Raw genomic sequence first — 19145 nt, 5'->3', positions numbered from 1 at the left:
TTCTTGGCGCTGGATGAACGTTACCCGGTGCCCAATATAAGGCGCAAAGCTGTACGTTAATTTACTTTACAGGGATACTTGTTAGTGGGGATTAACATGATATGTACCGCACTGCACTCTGCCGGATTAACCATCTTCCTTCGCTATTTAGCGTAGAAGGGTTCACGATACGTCTGCCGACAACTAATTAACGAAACAATTTCGCTAATTAGCGTAGCGGGGTTCACAATAAATCCACCGACAGCCAAACAACGAACCTGCTTCGCTATTTAGCGAAGCTGTCTTCACAAATACGCATGAATGCCAAACCGGCTCAACCTCCAGCGAACCTTTCTTCGCATTTCGAGAACTCAGGTTCACGAAATGCGAAGAAAGGTTCGCTATAGCTGACATGCACTCCAATTACCCCCCGCACAGCGAACATAGCTTCGTAAAATAGCGAATCAGCTTCGCAATGCGCACGTTCAACAACCGCAGAACGAACCTGCTTAGTTAAATAGCGAAGATAAGTTCACGGTAATTACACGCCAACAGCCGAAAAACAAACGAACTTCGCAATGCGCCAGCCCGCTGCCGCAATACCAAACAAGCTTCGCATTAGCGAGGCAGTTTTCGCGCAAAAAAAGACCGTTCCTCCAATAAAGGAAGAACGGTGCAAGCTCGCGTTTTATAAACATTCAAATCCAGCCATTGCTGCAATTACTAGCTCCGGTAAGCGACCAGCGCCTCGTTCAAGCTGCGCGTTTGCGCGTAGACCTGCTGGTAGATGCGGAATAAGCCTTTGTAAGTCTCAACCGCCTCTGGCTGAGGCGTATACGAGGATGCATGTTTGACGAACTGGGAAGCGCATGCCTCCAAGCTGTCGAACCAGCCGCAGCCGTATGCCGCAAGCATTGCTGCACCAAGACCCGGACCCTGTTCATTCTCAAGAGCAACAACCGTTGCGTCGAAAATATCGGCCTGCATTTGCAGCCATGCCGGGTTTTGCGCACCTCCGCCGATCGATACGATCGTATCGACCGTTTTGCCCGCGCTGCGGAACATATCGACCGACTCGTTCAGCGAGAACGTAATTCCCTCCATCACTGCCCGGGCAAAATGAATCCGCTCATGCGAGCCGTCCACGCCGATAAAGCTGGCGCGAATGGAAGGATCGGCATGTGGCGTCCGCTCGCCTACAAGATATGGCGTAAAGAGCAAGCCTTTTGCGCCTGGCTGCACTTCGCCAACGCCTTGAAGCAATTGGTCATACGACTCGCCCGTTGCAAAAGTCTTTTTGAACCAGCTCAAGCTGTAGCCTGCTGCAAGCGTGACGCCCATAGCGTAGAATGAATCTTCCTTGCCATGGTTGAAGAAGTGGACTTTGCCGCGGAAATCCTTATCCCTGTCGTTCTCATAGGAGAGAATAACGCCTGATGTACCGATACTGCACAAGGTCAGACCTTCAGTCAGTATGCCAGCGCCGATTGCCCCGCAAGCGTTGTCGGCACCGCCGGCAAACACCTTGGTCGAAGGCAGCAAGCCTGTCTCAGACGCCACAGCCTCAAGCAAAGTTCCCGTTTGTCCATGCGACTCCACTAGTGCCGGGCAGAAGCTAGCCGACAGGTCAAAGGCATCAAGCACATCTTGGCTCCATTGTTTACCTGCAACATCCAGCAAAAGCGTACCCGCTGCATCGGAATAATCCATATGCAGTTCACCGGTCAACCGGTAGCGCACATAATCCTTCGGCAGCAGGAACAGCTTCGCATCCTTGAAGGCATCAGGTTCGTATTGGCGAACCCATAAAATTTTCGGCAAGGTGAAGCCTTCCAGCGCCGGATTGCGCGTAATAGAAAGCAGCTTGTCACCAAGCGTACGCTCGATTTCGCGGCATTGCTCTGTCGTACGGGTATCGTTCCATAATATCGCGTTGCGAATCGGATCGCCCGCTTCATTAAGCAGCACCAGGCCGTGCATTTGTCCGGAAAAGCTGATGCCCTCGATTTGCTCAGCCGTCACGCCCTGTGTCTCTACAAGCTCGCGAAGCGCCTCGATCGTCGCAGTCACCCAGTCATCCGGCTTTTGCTCGCTCCAGCCCGTATGCTCATGGAAGAGCGGATAGCTGCGCGAAGTTTCGGCAGCCACCGTTCCCTTCCGGTCGACGAGCAGCGCCTTAACGGCACTCGTTCCCAGATCTATCCCAATAACATAACTCATAAGATGAGCTCCTCTCGACTATACGCTGAAAATAACTTCGCTCAGCATCAGTCTGATCCGTTCTTGACGGCCGGATTCATTCTTGATCGGATTGTTTTGCAGCGCATATTGCTCCAGCGAAGCAAGCGTTGCTTTGCCAGCAACGATGTCGGCGCCGATGCCTTCTTTAAATGTACGGTAGCGGTTGTCGACGATATTGTCGAGAATTTTCTCGTCAATCAGTTTCGCAGCAGCTTTCAAGCCCCATGCGAAGCTGTCCATGCCGGCAATATGGCCCAGGAACAGATCATCCGCTTCGAACGAGCCGCGACGGACTTTTGCGTCGAAGTTTACGCCGCCGCGTCCGATGCCGCCAGCTTTCAGCACTTCAAACATCGTCAAGGTTGTGGAGTACAGGTCGGTAGGGAATTCATCGGTATCCCAGCCAAGCAGCAGGTCGCCTTGGTTCGCGTCAAGCGATCCCAGCATGCCGTTGATTGCAGCTGTACGGATTTCGTGCTCGAACGTGTGGCCAGCCAGCGTAGCGTGGTTGGCTTCCAGGTTCAGCTTGAAGTGATCTTTCAAGCCGTATTTTTGGAGGAATGCAATCGTCGTTGCCGCATCATAGTCATATTGGTGCTTCGTTGGCTCTTTAGGCTTAGGCTCAATCAGGAATTGTGCATCAAAGCCGATTTCCTTCGCGTAAGCAACTGCCATGTGGTACAGGCGTGCCAGGTTGTCAAGCTCGAAGCCCATGTCTGTGTTCAGAAGCGTCTCATAGCCTTCGCGGCCGCCCCAGAATACATAGTTTTCGGCGCCAAGCTCTTTGCCGACTTCCAGACCTTTTTTCAATTGCGCGCCTGCATAAGCGTATACGTCAGCATTAACGGCTGTTCCCGCACCGTGTACAAAACGAGGGTTGGAGAACATGTTAACTGTGTTCCATAGCAGTTTTTTGCCGGATTGCTTCATTTGGTCTTTCATCAAAGCGACGATAACGTCGAGGTTTTTATTCGTTTCTTGCAGCGTTGCGCCTTCCGGAGCAATGTCTACATCATGGAATGCGAAGAAAGGAACGTTCAGCTTCTCAAGGAATTCGAAGTTAGCTTCCACGCGTGCTTTCGAACGGTCCAGGCCATCATATTTATCCCAGCCGCGAACCATCGTAGCCGCACCAAACGGGTCCGTGCCGTTAGCGTTGAATGTATGCCAATAAGCGACTGCAAAGCGAAGATGCTCTTCCATCGTTTTGCCCAGTACAACTTGGTTTGGATCATAGTGTTTGAATGCAAACGGATTGTCAGAGCCTTTGCCCTCGAATTGAATTTTGCCGATATTCGCGAAGTAAGTCATGAATAAATGGCCTCCTTAAAGGTAGTTGAATAGGTTTTATGAAAACGCTCACCTAGAGAATAACATGAGGATACTTAGTTTGTCTATTAAACAAACAAAGAATTTATGTTATAATTTTTTCAAGCCGTTTAAACGCTGTCTGCGGCTAGTTTCGTGGTACAATGACGAATAATGGATTAACGGACGGAGGCTATCTGCTCTTGAAAGTGACTACGACAGGCGATTTGACCCTGATTAAAAAAATAAATACTTCCATCGTCCTCGACGCCGTACGAAAGAACGCTCCGCTATCCCGGGCGCAAATCTCGGAGCTGTCCGGACTCAATAAAGCGACGGTCTCCAGTCTCGTACAAGATTTGATCGACAGCCATCTGGTGCTGGAGATCGGGCCTGGACAATCCAGCGGCGGCCGCAAGCCCGTCATGCTGCTGTTTAACGGACAAGCAGGACATGCGATCGGCATCGACCTTGGCGTTAACTATATACGCGGCGTACTGACTGACCTTGAGGGCCAAGTACTGGGAGAATCGCAGCGCAGCCTGAAGAAGCATGCGCTGGATTTTACACTGGAGCAATTAATTGAGTGTATTGATGAGCTGAAAGCGCTGGCCCCGGTCAGCCCTTACGGTATTGTCGGTATCGGAGTTGGCGTTCCGGGCATCGTCGATGATAAAGGCGCTATGCTGTTTGCACCCAATTTGGACTGGAAGCAGGTCGAGCTCCAGCAAATACTGGAGGAGCGTTTTCAAGTACCCGTTACCATCGACAACGAAGCGAACGCAGGTGCTCAGGGCGAGCAGAAATATGGTGCAGGCCGAGGCATTGCCCATCAGATTTATGTCAGCGTTGGCATTGGTATCGGCACCGGCATCATCTTGAATAAAGAGCTATATAAAGGGGCATCGGGTTTTTCCGGTGAGCTTGGCCATCTATCCATCGAATACGACGGTAAGCCCTGCCGCTGCGGCAATAAAGGCTGCTGGGAGCTTTACGCCTCTGAGAATGCACTGCTCGAACGGGCGAAGCCGCTGGGCTTCGACAATCTGGAAGATTTGCTGCAAGCTGCAGAAGACGGGAACGAACAAGTGAAGCAGCTCTTCCGCTCCATCGGAGATTATCTGGGGGCAGGCATCTCCAATATCGTCAATGTATTCAACCCAGACGTCGTCATTATCGGCAACCGGATGAGCCGGGCGCAAGCTTGGCTGGAGGAAGCGGTGCAGCAATCCGTCGCAAAACGCACTCTTCCCTATCATCGGGAACGGCTGCAATTGCTGTTCGCGGAGCTGCAGGACCAATCGGCTGTACGCGGCGCGGCCTATTATGCGATCAGCCGCTTTTTAGAAAAGCTGCGCAGCAGTTAGAATGCAAAGGGGAACCGGTCAGTGCGAATCAACCCGCACTTTCCGGTTCCCCTTTTCTGCTATCTTACCCGATGAATTTGCAAGTAATCATAGACCGTTCCTGAGATTTCAATGTCCACCTGATCGGTCTTCACGATTCCATTACTGTAATAGACGGTGAATACAAATGTAATTGTCCCGTTCCTAAGCTTCTCGAAGGACTCCTCCCACAGCTCGCCCTTCCAGCGTGTACTGGACGTATTCTGGCTGGTCAGGTCCAGTGCATAACGCAGCATTTTCACCTCAACCCGCTCAGCAAACGTATCCGTACGCGTATCGGTCGTCTCCGCCTCCAGCATAAACTTTTCGCCGGCCCAGAACATTTGCGGCGGCCTTATTGAAGCATCATTAGGCGGCTTTGAGGCGTTGAAGGCTTGGCGGTATTGCTCCCAAAGCGGCGTATGCTTGACGAAGCCTTTGAGCTTCAGCTCATAGACGGTCAGCTTTTTCGTAACGACAACCGGCGGAGCTAAGCGATCACTTACCGTCAGCTTGATCGTCCACTCCCCTACATCGAGCATCCGATAAGTTGGCCCTGTATCCGCATAAGGATAGCCCAATACATAGGAAAATGTTTTTTTGACCCCTTGGGGACTGGTCAATTCATATACAACATCCAAATCATCTCGATCCGGATCGCTCACGATAGAGTAGAACCGAACTGTATCGCCTTCAAATACAGGATCAGGCGACCACTTGAAATCACCTGTTGGCGGGGAGTTGGTTTTGAAATAAATGTACGCATACTGCCCTTCGTTTCCGGCCACATCATAATCAATCACCGTTAACCGGTACTCCTGTCCCGGCACCAGCCCTTTCACCTGATAGGAATTCGTCGTCTTGGACAATGGCAGACTATACTCCGGCGTACCGTCGCCATTCAAATCAATGGCTGTAACCGAACGATCCGGGTTAACCTTCTGCATATAAAAGGTTCGGGCGGCATGCCCCGACGACGGCTGCGCATCGCGGAACGCATTCCATTTGACCGTAACGGAGGTTGGCTTAATGTCCAGTTGCTCATCGACATCATCCGGCCGCACGGTATCGACAAAGAAATAACCGTTCGTACTATATGGCCCCCATAGATAGCCGTCATTTGCTCTCGCCCGCCAATGATGCAGGCCCTCCTGCAAACCGGCAGGCGGTCTATAGCTAGTAGCCGCTGTCAAAGCATTGGTATCGATGACTTGTGTACCCGTAGAGTTGTAGAAAACCTCATAGTCTATGCTCGCAATCGGATGATTCTCCGGATCGGTAACACGTACGCGCAGCTCCGGCCGGTTGTTATTCGTATAGACCGGTTCAGAAGCTTTCGGTCCGTTAAAGCTTAAGAGTTGCGTAACAGGCGGCAAGTCTAGAATGAAATAGACCGAATTGCTCGCATCCGACCAGACACCGTTGGAATACACGTAGCCGTGTATTTTAACAACGCGCCCTTCATCTATCGTTCCTGTCGGTACCTCGTAGGTCACATCATCTCCAATGCCTTGCGTGTAGAACGCTTGCTTGCCGTTATCGACATAAGTAAAGATCAAGCGGTACAGCTCTTGCGGGTCATTCTGGTCATCCTTGTATATCCATTTCACAGTCGGATCGGTGATGAGAACAGTTGGCGCAGCCGACGTCCCGTTCGGCACCGTAATGGTCATACGCGGTTTGGTCTGATTGACAGGCGGCAGCGCGTCTTTGTACACACGAGTCTCGCCCCAATAGCTCCATGCGCCATGCAAGTCTTTGACCTGTTCTTGGACGATGAGCTCAACACCTGGCCGGTTATACAGCAGCCTTTCCCCCGTCGTCCATGTTGCTTGATCCGCCCATCTTGTCCGGAAAATCCGGTCAGCAAGCCGATCTGGAACATCTGGATCATAAGACGTATCGTTCGTCAGATAATCCAGTGCTTCCCCTTCGGGATAAACGATGCCAGTGAATTTTACATTCGGCTGAGCAATTGGTCTGCGATGCACATACAAGCTTTTTGTAACGGGAGCCGAAAATAATTGATAGGAACCAAAGGGAGAAGGCTGCTTATCCTGCGCACGGTACGTAATCTCGAACAACCCTGGCTTGTCCAGACTGTTCAAGGTTTGCGGCAGCGTTCTCCCATCGTATTGGCTTAATCCGAGCGGATTGGCAAAATAATTCGGATCATGCTTGTACGTCCATTCCTCCGCATTTTTCACATCAGCTTCTGGATCGTTGAACAGCTTCTTATAGTCGATCTGCTCGCCAACGAGTACAGCTTCGAACGTTTCCTCCGGAACGGTCGTTCCGTAGTTGGTACGCTTTACATTGCTGAATGCCGCTTGCTGTTGGCCTAGTGACATAATGCCGGCTGATCCGCGCACAAACTTGCTGTCTGCAGCCTCGAGCTTTGCAACGCCATTGACGGATAAGCGGATCGTTCCGGCGATCGCCTCCAGCTTGAATTTATAGGGTACATTCGATGCACGTACCATCGTCGTGCTGCCCAGCTCGGTCTTGATTCCGCTGATGACTTTGAACAAACTAAGCTTGCTTGGACTCCACTCCATGCTGTACATATTCTTTTCGTCCTGGATCTGGATGGCGGCACCGATTGATTTGTCGTTATTTAGACCACCCACGGCGACGTCGAATTCAAGTACTTGATTCCGCATGGTATCGTTTGGATCATAGAGCAAGCCGCCCCAAGTTTCACTATCAATCTCGACAGTGTTGTCATCCACTAGCCGCGGCAGCTCGCCGGATGATTCACCTGTAAATGGAACGATAACCGATGTTGCAATTTGCCCTATACTACCCGGTTGAAATTTCGTCATCGTTGCACTTAAATAAATAGATCCGTCAGGCGCTACTCTGCTAGCGCGGTTAAAAGTTGTAGCCTGATAAAAATAGGTCACTCCATCAAAATAATCATGGTTGTAGTAATATTGATTCGTCTTCTCGCCCAAATAAGAAGTTACATCCGTTCCATTAGCTAGGGCAAAAAATGGCGTATAGTATTTACCGGAATTATTACCCTTCTGCCATCTTATCCAGTTTTCCATTCGAACCAGTTTGCCGTTTGGTTGTTCAAAAGCTTGCAGGTAAGCGTTAGCACCATAAGATGATTTATTTATTTCGAATTCATTCGGCAGTGCCTCCGGCGGATCAGTCGGATCGTTACCTACGTTATAATTTAAGAAATCTATTCCTGCTATACGCACGCCTGTTTTCGTAAACGTACCGTATGCTGGGCTATATACCGTGCCGTCTCGCCGTACAACAGGATTTTGATAAATGGTAGGAGATACATAAGGACCGCTCGCCGTATGGCTATCGGTCTGTGATAAATAAAATTGATTGGTTACATTGTTGTAGACGAATAATCCGAAATAATAAAGATACATATCACTAAATTGGTTGTGGGCATTTACACCTGACATATAGACGTATTGACCATCATCCGAAACTGCAGGCGGAGATATTCCTCCAATCGGGCCTTGATAACTATTTTTAATGATGCCATTCGCATTTAAAGCGGCAAAGCCATTCATATACGCTTGTTTGGAAAACATAACAGGGGCATATTGGTAGGTGACAAACACATCACCATTATCATTTTCGGCAATACCCCTTACATTGGTCAACGTCAATTCTCGATCATCTTGATAAATGATAGTTGACCATAATAGCGTTTTCTGTGTCAGCGAATATTTTATGACATAAATCGAACGTCTTTGACTGTAGACATTACTTTCTTTTGTTGTAACGCCATAGGCCATATAAAGCGTTTTTTTATCTTTGGAGAATTTGAATTGCAGGCCCGGCCCGCCCCAGCCGCCAGAAACGCTTTTATCTTGTCCATGTACCATAAATTGCGGGTAGACGTCTAAAACTTGTCCATCGAGATTAAGCAAATAAAGATTGTTATCGAAATACGAATAAAATTTCTCGCCGCTGTTATCGTAATCTAGCAGGTTGGTGGAATATCTGCCAGGTATACGATGCTCAGCTAGTTGTTTGCCTGTTCGCGCGTCTACCTCGACAAGGTAACCATCAGACTCGTCCTGATTGTATGAATTGTACGAGCCTGTATAATGCAAAATCATGCGATAGCCCGGATAAACTTGTGATGCTGTGCCGGGAACTGTCCATCCATACATCCCTACTGGTTTCGCTGGGATTTCCCAAAAAGGCTGTTTCTTTAAGTTGGCGGCAAGATTGTAGGGTTTATCAAAGCTAGCCCATACCGCATTTCGAGTTTTCAGGCTGTTGCCATCAACCTTCCAGCCAGCCTTATTCTCTGCCCCGCCGACATACGGCCTCTTCAACGTCCAAGAGCGCAGAATAGATTGAGGCGAATAATGGAGAACCGGCACTGTGCTCTCTTCCCCTTGATCCGGCTGCTGCGTAATGCCATTTGCCGTAAAATCGGCCTCCGGCGCCAGATTGATGATTTCGGTATGGGCAATATTCGATGTGCCGGTAAGTCCATAATCTTCGGTAACGGTGGCACGATATTGCCTATGGCCCAATGTGTTGTACCGCACATTAACGGATTCTTTGTACACACCGTTATAAATGACTTTCCATGCCTCATCTTCAAAATTGCCGTCATTGTTCTGATCATACCGTTCTTCAACCGATAAACGCGTGATAATGTCCCCATCCGGACTTTGCGCGTTAATAATTAACAGCAGATCGGACTTTCGAATACCTGTTTCCGAAGCAAAAATTTCGACAGTTGGCGGCTCATCCGCCACAATCTCCAGCGGATAGGTTGCCCATTCGCTTTCTCGGCCCTCCGAATCATATACCTTCCCGGCAAGTGTATAATTGCCAAGCTCCATGGGTGCAACAGCAGGATATGGAGCAACCGTATAATAAGCATCGTCGTTTTTCTTGTACTTCTTTTCTGACTTGCTGTGATCGATGGTAACACCTTTAGACGACAGCGGTGTATAGGAATTATTCAAATGATGCGGCGCTGGCAGCGGGCGTCCTTGAATCCAACGAGTAACGCCAGAGATAACAGCGACAGGCTTCGGATCGTTAACGTATAAAATAGCAGTTGCTGATTTCTCATCCCCATATTCATTAGTTGCTTTGATCACGGCTGTATACGCGCCTGGCTCATCAAATTTCAATTGAGGATATTGGAGGCCTCTTTTATCTATAATTTTTGGATCTAAATTGTCGCTGAACGTCCAAGTCCAGTCATTGAAGTTTTCTCCCATTGCATCCAGCGTTGAAGTTTCGCCAGTGAAGATGGAACCTGGGCTCCAATCCGCATTGATTTTCATGACAGGCCTTGGTTTAAGTGTCGGCTCTGGTGTGCTTCCCGGACTAGGCTGCGGTGTCGCACCCGGTCGAGTAATTACCGTTGAACACTCGATGACATCCTCGACGCTGCTCCCGTCGGTAAAATAAATAATTGCGCGCATGACGTAGGTTTCGGTATAAGTATCACCGTCTATCATTTTTGCCTTTGGGATGTTGAAAGAGAACTTATAGGTCACTTTGTCCAAAGCGCCCAGCGTTTGCGTCTGCAGTTGTGTACAATCCGCGAGCCGACCGTAGAGCTTCCACTCTTTCACTCGGAGACTACCCTTTTGAGCAACTGCGGCCGTTAGTGTTGACGTTGCAGCAATGTCCTTGTCTGCAAATCGGACAGTGGACGGATCTGAAGTACAAGAGCAGTCCACGAGAGGCTTGTCCTTGGGCGGGAGTTTTTCGTAGGTGACGCGGACTTCGCCTTCGTAGTAGTAGGATTCGGCTTTCCACTTAGTATCTGTTTTCATGATATATTTAATTGCTATTGCCTTTCCAGTGCAACCATTACAAGATTCTTCTTCAAATATTCTATTGTCTCTTGTTAGCGGAACTGCTACCTCGACCTTACCAAATCCAGACTTTCCTTTTCCAAAACTCAAAACCTGGTGTTTTCCAATAGGTTTCGCATCAGTAATATCAATGGAGTTTGGAATAACTACACTTTTATAAACACTCATCCTTTTATCAGCGTAATCAAAAGTGTAGCTAGTTGGACCTTGAAATTCATTACTTTCTTCGATAGCGTAACCTGTTGTATTAACACCAGATACTATTTTAAGGCTTCTTACTTTATTATCGATTGCTTTCCCTGTATTATCTTTAGTCGGCAATTCTCCAGGACAAATTGTTTCGCTTCCGTTCCAGCAATTATCTGCTCTTTGAGGTGTGACAAAATAGGTTCCTCCACCATTACTGCTTCGTCCAACCACCCATTCTGTACCATTTGTTCTCCGGTTAACTACATAGTACATATCTGATTGATGTCCATTATCGTTAGTTAAAATTACTTTAGATCCAGGTATGTTGCTGATATTCAGAGTATTTCCTGATAAATTGAATGTTGTACCACGCTGAGTAAGATTTAAATGCTTCTTCTGATCTGAGGAAATGCTTGCTACCATCATCCATAATTGATAGGATTTTGGTTTGTAACCATCTGGAATATTCAGTTCTTTATTTATATTTACTAGAGATGCATCTTGATTCAATGCTTGGCTAAAAGATAGTTTCTCACTCCTAGTAATCGTTTCGACTACCGCTGCCTTTGCTGTATTCGGATATAAATTAATAATGAATGATAATAACACGACAACAGAAACTAAAGTTTTGAATTTTATTTTTTGAACCATATATCCTTCACATCCGTCAGATATATTTGATATTTCTTATCTCCAAATGATCCTCCAAATTTTTCTAAATGAATTGAAATGCCGCCGTATTGTTTGATCTGCTCTTTTATATATTGTTTACTTACAAAAGGCAGATAGTAGTTATACCCTACGTTTCCTTTTTTAGATAGATCGAGCACTTTTCTATTTTCATAAATTCCGTTTCTGTCAATTAATTGACCATCAGGATATGAAAATTTTTCACTTACTTGTACAATGCCCTTACTTGCTTCTGTATACATATAAAAACTACTTTTAATTACTTGACTTTCCCCTGTAGAATTTAAAAGGCTTTCTCCTTTTAATTTATATGCAAACACATACCCCGTTTCCGGATTCGCATCACCGTAGTAATCCGCACCTTCAAGATACTCTGAAAAAAAACCCTTCTTATCCAACGGATCAAGAATCGTCAGTTGTTCAATCGAAACTCTATATTTCGAATTTATATCAATCGAATAAGGAAACTTCACCAAATCATCCTGATCGAACATCGTAATCATATTATGCTGATGCCAAGCAATCTCCGCAGCGCTTGATGCGCCTTGGTCAACCGCGAGCTTCTCTCCCTTTTCAAGCTTTAATAGCCTAGTAACTAGCACAGCAGCCTGCGCGCGCGTTGTCGTGCCGTTAGGCTCGATTGTTTCTGCCTTTGCGCCAGTACGTGACAGTAATCCTGCATTAACTGCTCTGAACAACAGCTCGTCATTCGAAAGCTTTTTACCTCGATAGTCTGCTTTTGCTACACGCATAGAGAGCTTCGCCAGTTCCAGACGGGTAGCTGGCTTGTTTATATCACCAGAAAAATCTCCAGCCGCATACACCTTGGCATCAGTCAAAGCTGCTTGAAAAGGCGTGTACCACGGCTTTCCAGCCGCTGCCGGGCCGACTTCAATATGTGCCGTCAAAGCCATCACTTTCAGCATCTCAGACCTCGTAATCGTCCCCTCAGGTTTAAACGTACCATCCGGATAACCGTTAAGGATGCCGGCTTGTGCAGCAGTATTAATCGAGGATTGTGCCCAGTGGCCCGTTACGTCTTTGAAGCTTGGGGCAGCAGCCTCCACCCGGGCATCCCGGGTGAAACTAGTCGTCGTCAACAGCCCGGCAAGCACAACTAAACTCAACAAACCAATCCATACTTTTTTCATAGAAAAGTCCCTCTTTCATCATTGTTTATCGTTAATCATTTATTATCGGATAACAAAAAAAGCACGCAAAAAAACCGATTAGGCTTTTAGCGTGCTTCGCTACTAAATTATTTACATATTACCTTATTTTTTCATTTATTGTCAATTACAAATCTATCAGCTTTCCGATAGAAATCACATCGCCCGTTCCTGCTGCTAGACCTTCAACCAATATTCGCTGCAATCCTCCTCGCGGTCCATAAACCCATACTGAATTAAATAGCGGCGCAGCGTCACATAATCGTCTACCCAGAATTTCTTCAGCTGCTCGTTGACTTGCTTCTCCGTATATCTCTGCCCAGGTTCAAAATAAGAAGCGATATGCCGTAGAATTGAAATCTTTTTCTTCTCCTTGCGCGGAATATGAGTAAGCGGACCGTCCAGCCCCTGCGGAAAATATTGCTTCAGCACCGACTGATGCTCCGCTTCCGTTATCGCATAACGTTCATCGACTTGCGTCGCATTACGGTGAACGGGTACAAACTTTGGCGTTTCCAACGGCACGCCAGCCTCCATTAACTCAATGACAGCCAGCAACAGCTTCGCCTGCTTTGCTTTCTCCTTCATTACAAACCGATGGTTGCGGATCGTCGAAGCGCTGCCGCTCCCTGCTTTTTTGACGATTTCCGCATCAGACAAACCCGCTGCAAAATCACGAATCAGATCTTTCTGCAGATCAGTTAACCCATTCGTTTTTTTATCCAGACCAAGCAAGTAACCGAGCATGGAGCCATGCACGGATTCAACGTGATACGCAGCATACCTACGGGCATCGTACCATTTGTCCTCCCCAGGCAGCCGGAATACCTGCCCCTCCTCGAATTGCTCGCCGCAGATCAGACAGCGGCTATGCCCCTTTTCCCCGATATAGGCATACCCTTTCTTAATTTCCTCCAAACTGAAGGTCCAGAACAGCTCAGTCATCTCCATAAAACAAACACCTCAAAATATCGTCTATTTATTATATAAACAATATACACTTTTGTTTATTTAATTTCAACATAACAAAAACCCTCTTTCTCCAGCTAGGCTGGAGGAGAGGGTTTAGGCCGTTCCACGACATTCACTTCATAATTGCGTGATTTATTTTTTTCGTCAAACTGGATCACAAGCTGCTTCCGAAACACCGAGTCCTCGGTCTCTCGTACAACTCCCATGTAATAAATAAACTGTTCGCCTTCTTGATAATCGTAAGGCTCATGCGGCGCGCCTAAAAGGTCAACGACCTTCATGCGATTGATGCCGATTAAATCCCGCTGTTTAAGCAGATCGGGAAGCATCATCTCGCGGTGCTCCACTTCGCTGACCCAGCGATTGTAAGTATACCGCGTATCTTTGTCATTTTCGAAGAGCAGCGCTGCAGAAGGAAATGGGATGATCGTAAGCCATAGGAGAATTATGGCAAGCTCTAGTTTAGTAGCGCGTATTGCTGCTTTTCTATAATTAAATACAATAAGACCAAGAGTGAAGATCAGCCAAGGAAGCAGGACAATGCCAATCGCATACCATTCCAATGTTAAGTGACTACGCTCAAACCACTTGTAGATCACCAGTTTATACAGAAGCCAGAAGGCCAACAGCAATACAATTATAACTACGCCAGTAACTATGTTTTCTTTAGTGGCTGCCTTCTTTTCCAATCGCCCTGCCACTCCTCGTCCCCCTTCTCAATGCTCTTCTATTCCATTACCGCCGATCTTTCGGCAGCATAATCGACAGCAGTCCGAACAATGGCAGTACGCTGCATGCGACCATAACGTCCGCCAGACCATAATGATCTGCCGCTGTTCCGAAAGCAATAGCACCTAGACCGCCCATTCCAAAAGCAAGACCCGTCACAAGCCCGGAAGCCATCCCCACTTTACCCGGCATAAGCTCCTGAGCATAAACGACGCTGACGGCAAAGCCGGATTGCAGTATAAAGCCAAGCACGAAAATAACCGGATACACCCACTCGATCGGTAAATGCGGCAGCAGCAGTGCAAACGGCGCCGAGCCGGCAATGGAGAAAAGCATCATTTGCTTGCGGCCAAACCGGTCCGCCAAGATGCCTCCAAAAAACGTGCCCGCAACGCCTGCGGCCATAAATAGAAACAACGGTACCTGCGCCTGCCTGATCGACAGACCATATTCACTTTGCAGGAAAAACTGATAGAAGCTGCCGATCCCGGCCGCATACCATGATCTTGCAAATACGAGAATGAGCAGAAGTCCGAGCGCAAAACCGATCGTTTTATTGCTGTACAGAGGTGGCTGCAGGCTGGCAGCCGTACCTCCGCCCTTGGCTTTTGGCGCGGGCTTGCCCTTATCGGCCAACTGAACAGAATACCATGGAACAACTTTCAGCAAAATGATTATCGCCGCAATAGCCAGGAAGGTGCCAAACACCGCTCCCCGCTGGCCTAACGGTACGAAAATATAAATCGTCATAAGCGGAGCCAATGCCTGACCGAAATTCCCGCCTACCTGATAGATCGACTGGGCCAGCCCTCTTCTTCCTCCAGCCGCAAAATACACGACGCGGGAACCTTCCGGATGAAAGACTGCGGAACCTAAGCCAACGAATACGACGGCGAGCAGCAGCAGCCAGAAATTCGGAGCATACGCCAGCCCCACCATCCCGGCCATACTGCATGCCATCCCTGCTGGAAGCATCCAGGGAGCAGGCTTTTTATCCGATATAATGCCCACGACAGGCTGAAGCACGGATGAAGTCATGTTCAGCGTAAAAGCGATCCAGCCGATCTGCCCGAGCTTCAGGCCGAGCGAATTTTCTACGATCGGAAAAAGCGCGGATACGACCGATTGCATCGAATCATTCAATAAATGAACGGAGCTTATCGCAACAAGAATAGAAAAAACAGTGCTTTGCTTAACGGCAGCAGATGCCGATGTTGATGATGACTGAGCGGACACTCCCCGACACTTCCTTTATATTTCTCAAAATGATTCTGCCGTTTACTTTCCGAAACGGATGCAGACAGGCGACTGCACATCAAGCAGCTTGCCGTGTAAAGTGATTTTTCCGGACTCTTCGTCAATAGCAAATAAAGAAATAGATCCTGTCGTCTGATGCGCAACCAGCAGTTGGCTGCCGTCAGGCGTGATTGCAAAATTACGCGGCGTTTGGCCGCCGCAAGGCTCATACTGGACACCCGTCAGCAAGCCGGTTTGCTGGTCTACTGCAAATACAGCGATGCTGTCATGACCGCGGTTGGAAGTGTACAGGAAGCGGCCCGATGGCGACAAGTGAATGTCCGCTGCGTCGCTTTTCCCCGTAAAATCGGACGGCAGCGCCGAAATGGTCTGGATCGCGGTTAAATGACCGTTCGACCCATCAACCTCAAAAACCGTCACTGTCGAATCTAGTTCATTGATTACGTATGCATAAGGAAGCTCAGCATGAAACTCGATATGGCGCGGACCCGCTCCTGCAGGAGTTTTGCCTGCGGATAGATAGGACAGCCCGCCATTCTCTTCTTTGTAAATATGAATTGAATCGGTGCCTAGATCGGTTACATAGACAAAATCGCCGTTTGAAACAATAGCATGCGCATGAGGAGCCTCTTGGCGAGCCGCGTTTGGACCCAGCTCCGCTTGTTCACGCACCAAAGCTGTATTGGGAGCCAGCGATCCATCCTTCTGAATGGGGAGACGCGCAGCATTTCCCCCGGTGTAATTGGCTATGTATAAGGACTGTCCTGCAGCATCCGTGCTGACATAGCAAGGATGAGCGCCATGCGTCAGCTCGCGATTAACAAGCGTAAGCTTGCCGGTCGCTGGATCAACGGCATAGGCTATAACCGAGCCTCCCGCAGCTCCGTCTGTTTCAGCTGTTTCACTCACGGCATAAAGCCGCTCGCCTGATGGGTGAAGAGCAAGAAAGGATGCGTTTTCAGCGGACGACAGCTCCTGCTCTATAGTCAGCGTTCCCGCTGCCCCGTCAAACCGGGCCACACGGACCGTAGCTTCCTCCGCAGTTCCGTAGGAACCGATATATACAAGGCCCTCAAATGGCTTTCTCGTCATGTTCAAACAACTCCGTTTCGAATAGTTTGCAAAGCGATGCCTTTAGCATAAGCCTGCCTGATTCCCAATTCAAGGGGAATTATCCCTACAGCCCAAAAAATGCTTTTCAAAGTTCGGATGGCATGATATAATGTAAGCGCTAACATTTCAGTGGTTCACATTTCAAAAGGGGGAATGCGGAATGATGAATTCGACGCTGAGCGGACGGAATGTGTATGAGGATTTCGATTTGGAATCGGATGTGCTCTTCTTTAAGATCGGCTCGCTTGAGTTGGTTAGCTTTCACGGCAGAAACTACAATATAAAGAAAAGAATGACTGCCGAACAGATTCAGAAGCTTACACAGGAGCGCAGCTTCTTCCAGGTAAGCTCCAATATCTACATCAACATTGGCAAGATCAAATCGATCGCGGGCGGAATTGTTTATTTTGGAGGCGAGCACTCCGAATGCAAGCAGCTGCCAGTACCGCGCAGAAAGCAATATGTTATTCAGAAGCTGTTCATGCAGCGGGCGATCGAAAGTGAACTGCGCATTACGCCATAATGATTACCCAAGCAGCCGCCGCATTCCGTCCCTAACGGAATTGCGGCGGTTGTTTGTTGCGGGTGATCCTGTTATTCTAGGCAGAGATATATCGCATTCATAACTAGGAGGTCCATAATGAGCGCACAAGGACAAGCATATGAGCAAGATTTTAATGGCGAAAAAGCAGTATGGCTGGAGTGGAACAGCTACCAAGCGGCTGTACTTCCCGAAGTAGGAGCCAATCTAATCGCATTCCGCGATACGGATAAAAACTATCGTTTTCTGCATGAGCCGGCAGCCGATGAAATGGAAGGCTTCAAAGCGAATCCCGGCATCCACGGCATTCCGCTGCTGTTCCCTCCGAACCGCTACGATGGCGGCCGCTTTGAATGGAACGGACGGACATACCAGTTCCCGGTTAATGAGCCTCGGACCGGAAACTCGTTGCATGGCTTTGCACACACGGCTGTGTGGAACGTTGAGGACTTTGGCGTTACGAAAACGGAAAGCTATGTTGTATTAAAGCTGTCTGTCGACGAAAGCCATTCGATTTTCCAATACCTGCCTCATCAGTTCTCCATCAAGCTTCGCTACTCGATTAACGCTGACGGGCTGCTGCAGCACGTGTCGGTACATAATGAAGGCCAAGAAGCGATGCCTAACATGATCGGCTTCCATACGGCGATCAATGCGCCATTCGCGCCAAACAGCACTGCCGATGATTGCAAAATTACGATCACGGTCGGCGAGCGCTGGGAGCTTAGCGACCGCATGCTGCCAACGGGCAAGTTCCAGCCGATGACAGCCGAAGAGGAAGCGCTCAAAACGACCGGCGTTCACCCGTTCTGGGCGCCTATGGACAATCACTACACAGCGCAGTCGCGTAACGGCAGCAACCGGATGGAGCTGACGGACAGCCGCGAGAACGTAAAGCTTGTCTATGATGTGGGAACAGGCTACAAACAGTGGATGGTATGGAACCAGCATCCGTCAGGCAAATTCTTTTGCCCGGAGCCGCAGTTGAACCTCGTCAACGCGCCGAATGTCGATCTTCCGGCCGAACAAACCGGCTTGGTCTCCCTCGAGCCAGGCGGCATTTGGGAGCAGTCGGGACGACTGTATGTCGTTCAGCTGTAATTTAGCTTTTGTGCAGACAGGCAAGGCTGCTGAGATACCCTCTCGGCAGCCTTTTTTGATGCGTTCAGAAGCCTATGTGTGGCACGGGGCCACGGGGTCGCTGCGCGATTCGGTTCATGCTGCCGTTCTTGATTCCATTCTCTATCGCCTGCACGATGAAAAATGGATAGAATCTGCAAAATGTCATCCTGAACTCGAATCGCTCCGCTCACCTTGGTGGCATACAACCCACGTCAGGATCGCTGCGCATTTCGGTTCATGCTGCCGTTCTTGATTCCATTCTCCCATCGCCTGCACGATAGATATGGATAGAACCTGCAAAATGTCATCCTGAACTCGAACCGCTACGCTCACCTTGGTGGCATACAACCCACGTCAGGATCGCTGCGCATTTCGGTTCATGCTGCCGTTCTTGATTCCATTTCCCATCGCCTGCACGATGAATAATGGATAGAATCTGCAAAATGTCATCCTGAACTCGAATCGCTCCGCTCTCCCTAATGGCATGCAGTTCACGCCGGGGTCGCCGTGAGTTTGGGTTCATGCTTCCAATCCATATACCGGCAAGAAACTCCTTTGCGGCTTCTCAGCCTCTTACAGAACGCCATACTACAACTTAGCAGCGAAGCAGCTTCGCTAT

The 19145-nt window shown here is 48.6% G+C and carries 11 protein-coding genes; 3 read left to right on the top strand and 8 right to left on the bottom strand.

Translation table 11 applies throughout. The features are described from left to right. Positions 1-702 precede the first annotated feature (702 nt). Together xylB and xylA are read right to left on the bottom strand one after the other, a co-directional pair. Complete coding sequence (gene xylB, locus ACFVVF_RS14120) at positions 703-2199, bottom strand: xylulokinase (RefSeq protein WP_387810339.1); 1497 nt, start codon at positions 2197-2199, stop codon at positions 703-705. Positions 2200-2217: 18 nt separating this feature from the next. After that, on the bottom strand, positions 2218-3531 hold the full coding sequence (gene xylA, locus ACFVVF_RS14115; RefSeq protein ID WP_387810336.1) for a xylose isomerase: 1314 nt from the start codon (positions 3529-3531) through the stop codon (positions 2218-2220). A gap of 200 nt (positions 3532-3731) precedes the next feature. On the opposite strand from xylA, the gene ACFVVF_RS14110 reads away from it, so the two are divergent. Further along, positions 3732-4895, top strand: a complete 1164-nt coding sequence (locus ACFVVF_RS14110; RefSeq protein WP_387810333.1) for an ROK family protein — start codon at positions 3732-3734, stop codon at positions 4893-4895. A 59-nt stretch (positions 4896-4954) separates the two neighbouring features. Here ACFVVF_RS14110 and ACFVVF_RS14105 read toward each other — a convergent pair whose 3' ends face one another. The 6 genes from ACFVVF_RS14105 to ACFVVF_RS14080 all read right to left on the bottom strand — a co-directional run bounded on the left by ACFVVF_RS14105 (position 4955) and on the right by ACFVVF_RS14080 (position 16842). Then, positions 4955-10702, bottom strand: a complete 5748-nt coding sequence (locus ACFVVF_RS14105) for a fibronectin type III domain-containing protein (RefSeq protein WP_387810330.1) — start codon at positions 10700-10702, stop codon at positions 4955-4957. An 866-nt stretch (positions 10703-11568) separates the two neighbouring features. After that, complete coding sequence (locus ACFVVF_RS14100) at positions 11569-12774, bottom strand: S-layer homology domain-containing protein (protein ID WP_387810327.1); 1206 nt, start codon at positions 12772-12774, stop codon at positions 11569-11571. Between the two features lie 195 nt (positions 12775-12969). Continuing rightward, entirely contained in the window at positions 12970-13743 is a 774-nt protein-coding gene (locus ACFVVF_RS14095) for a DUF2087 domain-containing protein (RefSeq protein WP_387810324.1), read from the bottom strand. A gap of 95 nt (positions 13744-13838) precedes the next feature. Continuing rightward, positions 13839-14465, bottom strand: coding sequence for an acetate uptake transporter family protein (locus ACFVVF_RS14090; RefSeq protein ID WP_387810321.1), 627 nt, complete (start codon positions 14463-14465; stop codon positions 13839-13841). 34 nt (positions 14466-14499) lie between these two features. Then, complete coding sequence (locus ACFVVF_RS14085; protein ID WP_387810318.1) at positions 14500-15729, bottom strand: MFS transporter; 1230 nt, start codon at positions 15727-15729, stop codon at positions 14500-14502. A gap of 42 nt (positions 15730-15771) precedes the next feature. Beyond that, on the bottom strand, positions 15772-16842 hold the full coding sequence (locus ACFVVF_RS14080) for a lactonase family protein (protein ID WP_387810315.1): 1071 nt from the start codon (positions 16840-16842) through the stop codon (positions 15772-15774). A 181-nt stretch (positions 16843-17023) separates the two neighbouring features. Between ACFVVF_RS14080 and ACFVVF_RS14075 the strand changes: the two genes are divergently transcribed. Together ACFVVF_RS14075 and ACFVVF_RS14070 are read left to right on the top strand one after the other, a co-directional pair. Continuing rightward, positions 17024-17386 (top strand): LytTR family transcriptional regulator DNA-binding domain-containing protein, encoded by a 363-nt coding sequence (locus ACFVVF_RS14075; protein ID WP_042165970.1) that lies wholly within the window; start codon positions 17024-17026, stop codon positions 17384-17386. A gap of 117 nt (positions 17387-17503) precedes the next feature. Then, a complete protein-coding gene (locus ACFVVF_RS14070; RefSeq protein ID WP_387810311.1) occupies positions 17504-18505 on the top strand; it encodes an aldose 1-epimerase in 1002 nt (333 codons plus the stop codon). Positions 18506-19145: the final 640 nt, after the last annotated feature.

Origin of the sequence: Paenibacillus sp. NPDC058174, assembly GCF_042883865.1 — a bacterium.
Lineage (GTDB): Bacteria > Bacillota > Bacilli > Paenibacillales > Paenibacillaceae > Pristimantibacillus.
Note: the sequence above shows the minus strand (reverse complement) of the source record. Positions and strands in the feature narration are given on the sequence as shown.